Source organism: Loktanella sp. R86503, from assembly GCF_042466455.1.
Lineage (GTDB): Bacteria > Pseudomonadota > Alphaproteobacteria > Rhodobacterales > Rhodobacteraceae > Loktanella.
This window is the reverse complement of record NZ_JAXHCI010000002.1, coordinates 869915-883151: the sequence shown is the minus strand read 5'-3', so window position 1 is coordinate 883151 and position 13237 is coordinate 869915. Positions and strand designations below refer to the sequence as shown.

The 13237-nt window shown below is 59.8% G+C and carries 10 protein-coding genes; 2 read left to right on the top strand and 8 right to left on the bottom strand.

Annotated elements, in window-relative coordinates; translation table 11 throughout:
- The first annotated feature begins 124 nt into the window (after positions 1-124).
- Positions 125-2617: a methyl-accepting chemotaxis protein gene (locus SJY10_RS05275; protein WP_386680215.1), complete on the top strand. Its 2493-nt coding sequence runs from the start codon at positions 125-127 to the stop codon at positions 2615-2617.
- An 82-nt stretch (positions 2618-2699) separates the two neighbouring features.
- Here the strand turns inward: SJY10_RS05275 and SJY10_RS05270 are convergent, their stop codons facing one another.
- The 8 genes from SJY10_RS05270 to SJY10_RS05235 all read right to left on the bottom strand — a co-directional run bounded on the left by SJY10_RS05270 (position 2700) and on the right by SJY10_RS05235 (position 10818).
- The gene (locus tag SJY10_RS05270) at positions 2700-3722 is read right to left on the bottom strand and encodes an aspartate-semialdehyde dehydrogenase (protein WP_386680213.1); all 1023 of its coding nucleotides are present in this window, start codon (positions 3720-3722) and stop codon (positions 2700-2702) included.
- Positions 3723-3969: 247 nt separating this feature from the next.
- Complete coding sequence (locus SJY10_RS05265) at positions 3970-4830, bottom strand: D-amino-acid transaminase (RefSeq protein WP_386680211.1); 861 nt, start codon at positions 4828-4830, stop codon at positions 3970-3972.
- A 67-nt stretch (positions 4831-4897) separates the two neighbouring features.
- Positions 4898-5863: an N-acetyl-D-Glu racemase DgcA gene (dgcA, locus tag SJY10_RS05260; protein ID WP_386680209.1), complete on the bottom strand. Its 966-nt coding sequence runs from the start codon at positions 5861-5863 to the stop codon at positions 4898-4900.
- A gap of 79 nt (positions 5864-5942) precedes the next feature.
- Positions 5943-6944, bottom strand: a complete 1002-nt coding sequence (gene dgcN / locus SJY10_RS05255; protein WP_386680207.1) for an N-acetyltransferase DgcN — start codon at positions 6942-6944, stop codon at positions 5943-5945.
- Positions 6945-7039: 95 nt separating this feature from the next.
- Positions 7040-8245 carry an ammonium transporter gene (locus SJY10_RS05250; RefSeq protein WP_386684520.1) on the bottom strand — a complete coding sequence of 402 codons (1206 nt, stop codon included), beginning with the start codon at positions 8243-8245 and terminating at the stop codon, positions 7040-7042.
- Between the two features lie 129 nt (positions 8246-8374).
- Positions 8375-8713, bottom strand: coding sequence for a P-II family nitrogen regulator (locus SJY10_RS05245; RefSeq protein WP_386680205.1), 339 nt, complete (start codon positions 8711-8713; stop codon positions 8375-8377).
- 368 nt (positions 8714-9081) lie between these two features.
- Positions 9082-10449: an ammonium transporter gene (locus SJY10_RS05240; protein ID WP_386680203.1), complete on the bottom strand. Its 1368-nt coding sequence runs from the start codon at positions 10447-10449 to the stop codon at positions 9082-9084.
- A gap of 30 nt (positions 10450-10479) precedes the next feature.
- Entirely contained in the window at positions 10480-10818 is a 339-nt protein-coding gene (locus SJY10_RS05235; RefSeq protein WP_090186969.1) for a P-II family nitrogen regulator, read from the bottom strand.
- A gap of 273 nt (positions 10819-11091) precedes the next feature.
- Between SJY10_RS05235 and SJY10_RS05230 the strand changes: the two genes are divergently transcribed.
- Complete coding sequence (locus SJY10_RS05230) at positions 11092-13230, top strand: transglycosylase domain-containing protein (RefSeq protein WP_386680200.1); 2139 nt, start codon at positions 11092-11094, stop codon at positions 13228-13230.
- Positions 13231-13237: the final 7 nt, after the last annotated feature.

Below are 13237 nucleotides of genomic sequence, written 5' to 3'. Positions count from 1 at the left end.
TATCAATATTCCGGTAACACCTGCGCATTAGCTTCGTTTGTAATCCGGGTCAAAGCATTGGCCCCGGACAAGCGGAGCCTGCGTTTTTACGCGTAGTCCGCCCGTCAACAAGGTAGGACTATCAATGCGGAACTGGTTTCGGAACATGGCAATCGGCCGCAAGCTGCCCCTTGCCATCGGGTTGTTGCTGACGCTGGCAGTCGCCACTTTGTCGGCCGCATCCTACATGATGTCGCGTTCATTGATCGTAAACCAGGCCGCAAACAACCTGAAAGGCGCGGCATACAGCCATGCTAAACAAGTCGACGGCTTGCTGCATGCCATTGACACCGACATCAAGGCGCGCGCCACGACGCCGTCAACGGCACGTACTTTGGTCGCCCTGTCAGATGCCTTCAAGGCGACTACGGATGCGCAGACCACGTTGCAGCGGGCCTATATTACCGACAATCCGGAACCGCCGGGACAGAAGGACAATCTTGTTAACGCCGTCACGGGGTCAAGCTATGGCTTTCTTCACCGGACCCACCATCCAGGGCTACGTCTGCTGCAACAGCAGATGGGTTATTACGATATTTTCCTGATCAATAACGATGGCGACGTGGTTTATTCCGTCTTTAAGGAAACCGATTTTGCGACCAATCTGATGACTGGCGAATGGGCCGATACCGGGTTGGGCAACGCATTTCGACAGGCCCGTGAAAGCGATCAGGACGCAGAATCTGTTTTTGTCGACTTCACCCCTTATGAGCCAAGCGCCTTTGCACCGGCTGCCTTTATCGCAAGGCCCGTCATATTAGACACTGGCGAACGGCTGGGCGTGATTGCCTATCAGATGCCAATTGGCGAAATCAATACTGCGATGAGCGACCTTTTAAGCCTGCCGGATACGGCAGATGGGTTCCTGGTCGGCAGCGATGGATATCTACGGACCGACTCACTTCAATCGGACAAGAACGATATACTGGCCACAAAGATTGAATCGCCTTACATTCTATCGACCTTGGGCGGCACGGCGCAAAGCTATAAAGGCATCGATCGATCAGGACGCAGCATTATGGGACATGCTGTGCCAATTCGCTTTCTGGGTACGGAATACGTCGCGGTTGTACAGATCAGCAAGCGTGCCTTGCTCAGCGGCCTGAATACGGCAGCGGCGTTGCAACAAATTCTGGGTGTTACAATCCTGACGATTGCGATTGGTATCGGCATCATCACGTCCCGCAGCATCACCCGTCCCTTGGGGAACCTGACGACGACCGTCAGTCAGATCGCCGGAGGCGACAACCATACGAAGGTACCGGAAACCGACCGCACCTGCGAAATTGGGCAGCTGGCACGCGCAACGGAAGTTTTCCGCCAAAACGCCCTGCAAATCAGGATACTTAGCGCCGAGCAAGACAAGAACAATCGCGCCATGCAATCCATGGCCGCCGAACGCGAAGCGGCCAGCCTACGCGAATTCGAACTTATCAAAAAGCGAGAGGCCACCGACCACGCCGCCGTCGCCCAGCGCGAGGCGATGATGCAGCAACTTGGCGAATCTTTTGGCCGCGTTGTTGAAGCCGCTCGCGAAGGCGAATTTTCCACCCGCGTGGAGGCGGACTTCGAGGATGCAATACTGATCACTCTGGCGGGCGGTATCAATGCGTTAATGGCATCGATCGATGACAACCTTAGCCGCACACGATCAGTAATGAAAAGCATCGCAGAGGGGGATTTGACCCACTATATGGATGGTACGTTCCATGGTGACTTTGCAGATTTGCAGGACAGCATGAATGTTATGGTGGATTCGTTACGCAATCTGGTCGAGGATATTACCGAGAGCAGTACGACACTGACCGCATCGTCCCGGGAATTGCGCCAGACATCCGGTGTATTGTCGCAGCAGGCTGAACGAAATGCCGCCGCCCTTGAAGAAACCAGTGCGGCCCTGACCGAACTTTCCAGGCGGGTCACATCGATACATCAAGCCATCACCGACGCTAATCAAAGTGCCCAGACCGCGCGCAACACCGCAACCGCCAGCGAAACCGTTGCCACCGAAGCGACGATTGCCATGGACCGCATTGCCGAAGGGTCCAAGGAAATTGCACGCGCCGTCAGCGTCATTAACGACATTTCTTTTCAGATCAACTTACTGGCCTTGAACGCCGGCGTAGAGGCTGCGCGCGCCGGGGATTCAGGGCGCGGTTTTGCCGTCGTTGCGGCAGAGGTGCGCAAGCTGGCGCAGGACGTCGGGGATTCGGCGCGCCAGATAACCAAGGTGATTAAACAAAGTGATCAGGATGTCAGCGACGGTGTCCGTACCGTTGCAGAGGCACGCGCATCTTTGCAAGCTATTGCGCAAAGTGTCATCGACATCTCAGAAAGCTTTGACGAGGTGACAATCGCTATCGCCGAACAGTCAGTTGGAATTCAGTCCATTGCCACCTCGATCCAGCACATCGATGATCGATCACAAAGGCAGGCGGCATCCTTTGAAGAAGTGACCGCATCGTCGCATCTTTTGTCGACGCAGGCGGAAACGCTGACCCAGATGACGCGCCAGTTCAAAATTGCCGAGGCCGGGGCGGAAGATACCGCCACCGCGGCTGGTGTCCCGGTTGCCTAGGCGCGAGCTGAAACAAGCAGTGACCGATACGAAATAGGTGGGCCAATGGCCCACCTTTCCTGGTTTACCGTGCTGACCGCGTTCAGCCCTTTTTCAAGACTTCGCGGCCCAGCAGTTCTGCGATTTGCACTGCGTTCAGGGCAGCGCCCTTGCGCAGGTTATCCGACACGCACCACAGGTTGATGCCGTTTTCGACAGTGCTGTCATCGCGGATACGGCTGATAAAGGTGGCATAATCACCGACGCATTCGATCGGGGTGACATAACCGCCGTCCTCTCGCTTGTCGATCACCATGATGCCGGGGCTTTCACGCAGGATATCGCGCGCCTCGTTTGCATCCAGCGGGCTTTCGAACTCGATGTTGATCGACTCCGAATGGCCCACAAAAACAGGAACCCGCACACATGTGGCCGTGACCTTTACCTTGGGATCAAGGATCTTCTTGGTCTCGGCGACCATCTTCCACTCTTCCTTCGTTTCTCCGGAATCGAGGAACACATCAATATGCGGGATCACGTTGAACGCGATCTGCTTGGTGAACTTCGTCGCAGGCTTGGAATCGGTGGGGTTATAGATCGACTTGGTCTGATCCCACAGCTCGTCCATGCCTTCCTTGCCGGCACCGGATACGGACTGGTAGGTGCTGACGACGACGCGCTTGATCGTGGCGCGGTCATGCAACGGCTTGAGCGCGACAACCATTTGCGCGGTCGAGCAGTTGGGGTTCGCGATGATCATCTTCTTGGCGTAGCCGTGCACGTCCTGGGGGTTCACCTCTGGCACGATCAGCGGCACATCGGCGTCATAGCGATACAGCGAAGAGTTATCGATGACGACGCAGCCGGCAGCGGCGGCCTTTGGGGCGTATTTCTTGGTCGCCTCGGATCCGACGGCGAACAGGGCCATGTCCCAGCCGGTGAAATCAAAGGTGTCCAGATCGGTGGTTTTCAAAGTTCGGTCGCCAAAGCTGACTTCGGTCCCCAGCGATTTACGGCTGGCGAGTGCGGCAATTTCATCCACGGGGAATTCGCGTTCCGCCAGGATGTTCAGCATTTCGTGACCCACGTTACCCGTGGCGCCAACGACGACGATCTTGTAACCCATCTGTCAGGCTCCTTGGTTGCGACCCGGCGGGTCTTACGCCTCATCGAAGCAAAGGGAAAGGGGGCAGTCAGTGCGGTAAAACGCACTGCGATAGATCGGCAACCCGGCGCATATCATCGCCAAGGGTCAGTTGAGCGCGGCGCACCATGCGGTCTTTCGCGCTGACAGCATGCTGCGGACGTATCCGCCATGTTGCATCCGTGAAATGGGAACGGCGCAGCAGCGCCGCCCTCCCTTCCCTACCCAGTCAAAGAGCGGCTTTACGGCTTTCGTCCAAATAGATCTCTCGCAGGCGGGCGGCCACCGGACCGGGGGTGCCCGCGCGGATGGCCGCGCCGTCGATTTCGACGACCGGCATTACAAAGGTGCTGGCAGAGGTGATAAACGCTTCGTCCGCAGCTTGTGCCTCTTCGATGGTAAAGGGACGCTCTTCGACTTGCATCTGCGCCTCTGCCGCAAAGCGTAGGACGGCAGCACGGGTGATGCCGTGCAGAATATCATGGCTAAGCTGGCGCGTGATGATTGTGTTGCCTTTGACGATGTAGGCGTTGTTGGACGTGCCTTCGGTGACGGCGCCGTCTTCGACCATCCAAGCGTCATCGCATCCGGCAGCTTTAGCCATCATCTTGCCCATCGACGGATAAAGCAGCTGCACGGTCTTGATGTCGCGGCGGCCCCAGCGTTCATCGGCGATGCTGATCACTTTCATCCCTGTCTTGGCCATGGGGCTGTCGGCCATGCCCGGCTTGGCTTGGGTGAACAGCACGATTGTCGGCGGTGTATCCTTGGACGGGTAGGCGAAATCGCGATCCCCGGCGCTGCCACGGGTGATCTGCAGATAGATCATGCCGTCTGTGATGTCGTTCAGGCGAACCAACTCGCGGTGGACTTCGAGCAGGTCATCGCGGCTGGACGGGTGCTGCATTTCCAGCTCGTCAAGCGAGCGTTGCAGGCGCACGGCATGGCCTTCGAAATCAATCAGCTTGCCGCCCAGCACCGAGGTCACCTCATAAACGCCGTCGGCCATCAGAAAGCCGCGGTCAAAGATGCTGATTTTCGCCTCGTCCTCGGGCAGATACTCTCCGTTCAGATAGACAGTGCGGGTCATGGGCAGGCCTTTCGGTGTTGGGTGGCGGTATCTATCAAGACTGCGGTGCCGCTTGTCCAGAGGGCGCTTATCCCCAAAGCGCAGCCAGCGGGGGATGCACGCCTGCGGCGTCGAACTGCAACGGCGGGTCGCGATCCTCGGCCAGCAGCAAGGGGCCGTCCAGATCGACAAAGGCAGCGCCTCCTGTCAGCAGGGTCGCGGGTGCCATGGCAAGTGATGATCCGACCATGCAGCCGATCATCACGTCATACCCCTGCGCGGTGGCTTCGGACCGCAAGGCCAGCGCCTCTGTCAGGCCGCCGGTTTTATCAAGCTTGATGTTCACCATATCATACTTGCCGCGCAGACCGGCCAGGCTGGCACGGTCGTGGCAAGATTCGTCTGCGCACACCGGCAGCGGGCGGGCGATTTCGCCCAGCATATCATCGCTCCCCGCCGGCAGCGGCTGTTCGACCATAGCAACGCCAAGGCGCAGCAGATGCGGCGCAAGATCGCTGTAAACCTCGGCCGTCCACCCTTCGTTTGCGTCGACGATGATCACCGCATCTGGTGCCCCCCGGCGCACAGCTTCCAGCCGGGCCATGTCGTCAGGGGTGCCCAGCTTGATCTTTAGAAGCGGGCGATGAGCGTTCTTGGCAGCCTGCGCCTGCATCGCGTCTGGCGTATCCAGCGACAGCGTATAGGCGGTGACGACGGGCTGCGGCACAGGCACACCGGCCAATTCCCAGACGCGGACACCGGCGCGTTTCGCCGCCAGATCCCATAACGCGCAATCGACAGCATTGCGCGCCGCCCCGGCGGGCAGCAGATCCTGCAAGGCCGCGCGCGACAGATCCGCAGGAAGCCCTGCGATCTGCGCCGTCACGCTATCCAGCGTTTCGTCATAGCGCGCATAGGGCACGCATTCGCCCCGCCCCGCCAGCCCCCCGTCGCGAACCGTGACGGTCAGAACCTCTGCCTGCGTCCGCGACCCGCGAGAGATCGTAAAGACCTGCGCCAGCGCGAACACGTCCCGCGTTACCTCTATCCTCATCCCATGCCTTCTTTCAGCCTATCACCTTGCTAAAGATACTCCCGCCGGAGGCCTGCTGCTTTGCACCGCAAAGCTGCATTCAAACCGCCAAAAGCGCATCGACCAAACGCCCCGCACCCTGACGGTACGGATCAACTGCAGGTAGCCCCATGCGCGCCTCAACCTCATCCAGATAGGCTTCGAATTCGTCATCAGAGAGGTGCTGGGTATTCACCGATACGCCAACCACCCTGCACTCGGGGTTGGCGATGCGGGCCAGTGGCAGCGCCGTATCGCGCAAGGCTTCGAGCGTTGGCAGCTGATAGTCCGGCAAGCCGCGCATATGGGTCCGGGTGGGTTCGTGCGCCAGAATCAACGCATCGGGCTGGCCGCCGTGGACCAGCGCCATCGTCACGCCGGAATAGCTGACGTGGAACAGGCTGCCCTGCCCTTCGATATGGTCCCAGTGGTCGTCGTCGTTGTCAGGGGTCAGCCATTCGACAGCACCGGCCATGAAATCAGCGACCACCGCATCCAGCGGCACGCCTTCGCCGGTGATCAGAATGCCGGTCTGGCCCGTGGCGCGAAAGGATGATTTCAGGCCGCGCGCCTTCATCTCTGCGTCCATCGCCAGCGCCGTATACATCTTACCGACAGAGCAGTCGGTGCCGACGGTCAGCACGCGCTTGCCTTTGCGCGGGATGCCGTTTGCGATAGGATAAGCGACTGTGGGAACGCGAACGTCGTGCAACATGCGGCCGTGGTGGACGGCAGCGGCGATCAGTTCGGCATCGTCACGCAGCAGGTTATGCAGGCCGGACGCGATGTCATAGCCGGCAGCCAGCGCCTCGATCAGCAGGGAACGCCACGCGGGGGAAATGACACCGCCCCGGTTCGCAACGCCGATGACCAGCGTTTTGGCACCAGCGGCCAGACCGTCCTGCAGCGTCATATCGGTCAGCCCCAGATCGGCGCGGCATTCAGGCAGGCGCAGCTGGCCGACGGCGTGATCGGGGCGCCAGTCGCGGATGCCGATGGCCACTTTGCAGGCCAGCATATCAGGCGCATCGCCAAGGAACAAAAGATAGGGGGTCTGGATCATCGGATCGTCTCCGGTTTGGGATGGGGAAAGCCTAGAACGGGAACGGGCGGTGCGCCACCCGGCACGCCGCCCGTTTTTTAATCTTCGGTAAAAAATCAGCCGTGATAAGCCTGTTCGCCGTGGGACGACAGATCAAGGCCGATGCGTTCTTCTTCTTCGGTGACGCGCAGGCCCATGGTCATGTCGATCAGCTTGTACAGGATCAAGGACGCGATACCGCACCAGACGATGGTGATCACGACAGCCTCTATCTGGATCCATGTCTGCCCCAGCAGGGAATAATCGTCGCCGCCTGTGCCGCCAAGACCGGGGGCGGTAAAGATGCCAGTGCCGATGGCGCCAACGATACCGCCGATGCCGTGCACACCAAAGACGTCAAGACTGTCATCATAACCTGCCTTGCTTTTGATCACCGCGACAAAGAAGTAGCACACCGCCGAGGCAATCGCGCCAAGCGCAATCGCACCGACCGGCCCGATGGTACCGCAAGCCGGTGTCACGGCAACAAGGCCTGCGACCATGCCCGATGCAGCCCCCAGCATGGATGCCTTGCCGCGGGTCATACCTTCGATCGCGCACCAGGCAAGGATGCCCCCAGCCGTTGCGGTAAAGGTGTTGATCATTGCCAGCGTCGCGCCCGATGTCGCCTCTAGGTTGGATCCGGCGTTAAAGCCGAACCAGCCAACCCACAGCATGGCTGCGCCAACCATGGTCAGTGTCATGGAATGGGGTGCCATGTTGTCACGGCCAAAGCCCACGCGCTTGCCGATCATGATAGAGCCGCACAGCGCGGCAATACCGGCATTGATGTGCACAACCGTGCCGCCGGCAAAGTCGATAGCACCCATGTTAAAGATCAGGCCGTTCGCGTCCCAGACCATATGGGCGACAGGAAAGTAAACGATGGTGACCCACAGCAGGACAAAGACCAGCAGCGCGGAAAACTTGATCCGTTCCGCAAAGGCACCGACGATCAGCGCCGGGGTGATCGCGGCAAAGGTCATCTGGAAGGCAATGAACAGATATTCAGGGATCATCACGCCATCGGTAAAGGTCGCGGCCAGACTGTCGGGCGTGACGCCCGCCAGGAACAGTTTGCCCATGCCGCCCCAAAAGGGCGATGTGCTGCCGCCGAAGGCAAAAGAGTAGCCCCAGACCACCCAGATCACCATAACCACCGCGGTGATCAGCGTGCATTGCATCAGCACGGACAGCATGTTTTTCGTGCGCACTAGGCCGCCATAGAACAGCGACAAGCCCGGCAGGATCATGAACAGGACCAGCAAGGTCGCCGTCATCATCCAGGCGACATCGCCCTTGTCGACCGTTTCGGTCACATCCTGGGCCAGTGCGAGCGTGGGCAGCAAGGCCAAGGTGCTGGCACCGATAAGTGTATTGCGTTTCATATCCCGGTTTTTCCCAAAAGCGCGTTACAGCGCGTCGTCGTTCGTCTCTCCGGTGCGGACGCGCATGGCGGCCTCAACATCGAGGGTAAAGATTTTGCCATCGCCGATCTTGTCGGTTTTAGCGGTCTGGGCGATGGTCGCGACAACTTGGTCGGCTAGATCATCGGGTACGACAATTTCAAGCCGTAGCTTAGGCACGAATTGCACGACGTATTCCGCACCGCGGTAAACTTCGGTGTGGCCCGACTGCGTGCCGAAGCCTTTGACTTCGGACACCATCATGCCGCGCACGCCAACAGCGGTCAGCGCGACGCGTACTTCGTCGAGTTTAAATGGTTTGATGACGGCGATAATCAGTTTCATGACAGACTCCCTTGTCCCATGCACCTTGCGCGTAGCAACCGCCCCGGCAGGCTGGCGGACAAGGGATTTGATTGTCAGGGTGCCTAAAATTACAACAAAATGGGTTAACGCCGCTTGGTTATGTGGCGATGTGCTGCGAATTTGGGCGATCTAAAAAGTTGATCAAGTGCAGGCAGCACCGCCGGTCCAAGGCGCAATGACGGACACTTGGCGCGCCCGCTATGCAGGCCAAGCTGACGGTGGTGGGAGAACCAAGCCGCCCACTTATTGCAGGTCAGCCCGCATCCATGCCCCTCTTCTCATCTTGCGATAAACGAAAATGGCCCGGGCATTGCTGCCCGGGCCACCCCGAAAGGTCTGTGGGAGGATCAGCCCTTCGAGAACTCCGGGTAGGCTTCCATGCCCAGTTCGTGCATGTCGAGGCCGTTGATCTCTGCTTCTTCGCTGACGCGGATGCCGACGGTTGCCTTCAGGATCATCCAGACGACCAGCGATACGACAAACATGAAGATACCGATCGATGCGAAGCCGACGAACTGCGTGACATAAGAGGTGTCAGCAGAGTTCCATGGCACGATCATTGTGCCCCAGAAGCCGGCAACCAGGTGGACCGGGATCGCACCAACGACGTCGTCGATCTTCATCTTGTCCAGCATCGGTACGACCACGACTGCGATACCGCCACCGACAGCGCCGATCAGCAGTGCGCCGAACAGGGACGGGTCAAGCGGACCTGCGGTGATGGACACCAGACCAGCCAGCGCGCCGTTCAGCACCATGGTCAGATCGACCTTGCCATACATCAGCTGCGTCAGGACCAGCGCGGTCACGGCACCGGCAGACGCTGCCATGTTGGTGTTTGCAAAGATGCGACCAACGTCCGTGATGTCGCCCACGGTGCCAGCAGCCAGCTGAGAGCCGCCGTTGAAGCCGAACCAACCCAGCCACAGGATGAACGTACCCAGCGTGGCAAGTGCAAGGTTGGAACCCGGCATCGGGAAGGACTTTCCATCCTTGTAACGGCCAATCCGCGGACCCAAGACCAGCGCACCGGCCAGTGCTGCGAAACCACCAGCGGCGTGAACCAGGGTAGAGCCGGCGAAGTCATAGAAGCCCATTTCGGACAACCAGCCGCCGCCCCACTGCCAGGATGCCTCGATCGGGTAGAGGATACCGGTCAGGACAACCGTGAAGGCCAGGAAGGGCCACAGCTTGACGCGCTCGGCCAGGGTGCCGGACACGATCGACGCGGTGGTGGCGCAGAACATCAGCTGGAAGAAGAAGTCAGAGGCGACAGAGGCGTAGCCCAGATCAGCGTCAGCCGCAGCAAGGCCGACTGGTTCCAGCGAAGCCGGGGACCACAGGTTGCCAAGGTAGCCGGTGATCGTCCAGTCGTCGCCCGGATACATGATGCCGTAGCCGATCAGCCAATACATGATGCCCGCGATGGCAAACAGCGCGACGTTCTTAGTCAGCTGCGTCGTGACGTTCTTGGACCGGACAAGGCCTGCCTCGAGCATGGCAAAACCGGCGGCCATCCACATGACCAGAAAGCCGCCGATCAGGAACAGCAGCGTGGTCATGATGTAGGGGCCGATTTCGTCAAAGGTCGGGGCCGCGGCCTCTACCACATCGGCGGCGGCTTCTGCGGCAGTCGTATCCTGCGCAAAGGCCACCACGGGCAAGGCGGCAAATGCGGCCCCGACCAGAAGTGCTTTTTGAAGTGTCTTGTTCATCGGATGAAATGTCCCTTTTTGCAGCGGCTTTTACAGCGCGTCGTCGTTCAGCTCGCCGGTGCGGACGCGCAGGGCGCCTTCGACGTCGAGAGTAAAGATCTTGCCGTCGCCGATTTTGTCGGTCTTGGCGGTCTGTGCGATCGTGGTGACGACCTGCTCTGCCATCGCGTCAGAGACGACGATTTCCAGCTTGACCTTTGGCACGAAGTTCACGGCGTATTCCGCGCCGCGGTAAATCTCGGTGTGACCGGACTGGGCACCAAAGCCCTTGATCTCGGACACCATCATGCCGCGCACGCCGATCGAGGTCAGCGCCTCGCGGACCTCCTCGAGCTTGAACGGTTTGATCGTTGCAATAATCAGTTTCACGTCTTGTTTCCCTCGTTCCCTATGGCGGAGACCCAGCCCCCGGCGATGCGGATGCCTAAGAAAAGGGCGCAACCCGGGCAAAGTGACAAGCAAACCGGCGGGGAGGTGGCAATGAAAACGGGCAAAGTTGCACAATTTTTGCACAAATTATCTAAACTGCCCGATTATTGGGCCACATAAAAAAGCGCAAACAGAATCGGTGTCAGCGCGGGACAATGGCGGCCAGCGGCGGTATAAACGGCAAAGAACACAAAAAGACGGACCGGGCAGCCGATGGCACGACCACCAAAAACAGGTAAACCGCTCGTGGCAGAGCGGCGTTATAATCCACAAGCCGAACAGCGGGCAAAGCCTGCGCCGAAAAAGCGCGCGCCGCGCCGAAAGGCAGCGCCGCGCAAGCGTGGTCTGGTGGGATGGATCCTGTTTCCCTTTACCTGGACGCTGCGCCTGATCCTGCGGCTGACATGGAAAATGGCGGTTGTCCTCGCGCTGCTGATTGGCGGCGGCGTTTTGTATTTCGCCTCGCAGATGCCGCCGATCGATTCCATTGTGGACGCCCGCACTAAAGGATCGGTGACGCTGCTGGACAGGGATGGTGCGGTCTTTGCCTGGCGCGGCGATCAGTTCGGCGGGATGGTGACGGCGGACTCTGTGTCGCAATACCTGCACGACGCCGTGGTCGCGACCGAAGACAAGCGTTTCTATGGCCACTTCGGCATCAGCCCGCGCGGTATCGCCAGCGCTGTGCGCATCAACCTGAGCGAAGGGCGCGGCCCGCTGTCCGGCAACGGCGGTTCGACGATTACGCAGCAGGTGGCGAAATTGCTGTGCCTTGGTGTGCCCTATGACCCGGCGACCTGGAAGACAGAGGCCGCCTATGAAGACGACTGCCGCCGCACCACGATTTGGCGCAAGGTCAAAGAGGCGGTCTATTCTATGGGAATGGAAGTCGCCTATTCCAAAGAAGACATCCTGACCATTTACTTTAACCGTGCCTATCTGGGTGCGGGCAGCCGCGGCTTCGAGGCCGCCGCAAATCGTTATTTCGGCAAATCCTCTGCTGATTTGAACCCGGCGGAAGCCGCGATGCTGGCAGGACTTTTGAAAGCGCCGACCAGCTATGCGCCGACCAACAACATGCAGCGCGCCGTGGACCGGGCGAATATCGTTATCGGCCTGATGGCGGCGCAGGGCTATATCACGCCGCAGCAGGCCAGCGATGCCCGTGCCAATCCGGCGCAGCTTAGCCAGGCGGCGCAGGCGCGTGCGGGTGGATACTTTGCCGATTGGGTTATGGAACAGGGCCCCGATTTCTTTACCCGCGATACGACCGAAGACGTGGTGATCCGCACAACGCTGGACCAGCGCATCCAGACAGCTGCGGAAACGGCGCTGACAAGTATCTTTGAAACCAAGCTAAAGCCAAGCTCCAAGGCGCAGGCCGCTGTCATCGTGATGAGCGCGGACGGCGCAGTGCGCGGCATGGTCGGCGGGCGCGATGTCCGGGCGTCAGGCGTATTCAACCGCGCCACGCAGGCGCGACGGCAGCCCGGATCGGCCTTCAAGCCCTTTATCTATGCCACGGCGCTTGACCTTGGTTTCAGCCCGAATGACCTGATCGACGATGCCCCGCTAACGATCAACGTGCCCGGCTCTGGCCCATGGGTCCCCGAAAACTATGACCGCAAGTTCAAGGGCCCGATCACCCTGACGCAAGCCCTATACGAATCCCGCAACATTCCTGCGATCTTGCTGTCAGAGGAAGTTGGCCGCGATCTGGTGCGGACCGTGGCGCAGAAATTCGGCATTGAAAGCGACCTTGCCTCTGGCCCGGCATTGGCGCTTGGCGTGTCGGAAAGTACCCTGCTGGAAATGTCCGGTGCCTTTGCCGGGATCCTGAACGGCGGCTCCGCCGTGCAGCCCTATGGGCTGATCGATCTGCGGCTGAAGGGCGAGTCCGAGCCGCTGATGGACAACGTCGGGACAGGCCTGCAGGAACGGGTGATCCAGCAAAGTGCTGCGCGCGAGCTGACCTACATGATGTCGCAGGTGGTCGAGCGCGGCACGGGCACGCGCGCGCAAATCCCCGGTTGGCAACTTGCGGGTAAATCCGGCACTACGAACAGCGCCCGCGACGCGTGGTTCATCGGCTTCAACGCCGACTATGTTATCGGTGTCTGGATGGGTTACGATGACAACAGCCCGATGACAGGCGTCACGGGCGGCGGCTTGCCTGCGGAAATCTGGCAGGCGACCATGGCCCGCGTTGTCACCGGCGAAACGCCAAAGCCTCTGCCCATGGATGTCCCCGGCCCCAGCACCACCGGCGGCGTGCTGGAGGATACGGGCATCGTGGCGGATGGCGAAATCATGGACGTGCTTAGCAACATCTTGGGCGGTCTGGGGAACTAGGCCTGCC

Bases quoted from the DNA above. Each gene is read 5' to 3' on its own strand.
- dgcA (WP_386680209.1), bottom strand. From the start codon at position 5,863: ATGAGGATAGAGGTAACGCGGGACGTGTTCGCGCTGGCGCAGGTCTTT.
- SJY10_RS05230 (WP_386680200.1), top strand. From the start codon at position 11,092: ATGGCACGACCACCAAAAACAGGTAAACCGCTCGTGGCAGAGCGGCGT.
- SJY10_RS05265 (WP_386680211.1), bottom strand. From the start codon at position 4,830: ATGACCCGCACTGTCTATCTGAACGGAGAGTATCTGCCCGAGGACGAG.
- dgcN (WP_386680207.1), bottom strand. From the start codon at position 6,944: ATGATCCAGACCCCCTATCTTTTGTTCCTTGGCGATGCGCCTGATATG.
- SJY10_RS05270 (WP_386680213.1), bottom strand. From the start codon at position 3,722: ATGGGTTACAAGATCGTCGTCGTTGGCGCCACGGGTAACGTGGGTCAC.
- SJY10_RS05240 (WP_386680203.1), bottom strand. From the start codon at position 10,449: ATGAACAAGACACTTCAAAAAGCACTTCTGGTCGGGGCCGCATTTGCC.
- SJY10_RS05250 (WP_386684520.1), bottom strand. From the start codon at position 8,245: ATGATGACGGCGACCTTGCTGGTCCTGTTCATGATCCTGCCGGGCTTG.
- SJY10_RS05275 (WP_386680215.1), top strand. From the start codon at position 125: ATGCGGAACTGGTTTCGGAACATGGCAATCGGCCGCAAGCTGCCCCTT.
- SJY10_RS05245 (WP_386680205.1), bottom strand. From the start codon at position 8,713: ATGAAACTGATTATCGCCGTCATCAAACCATTTAAACTCGACGAAGTA.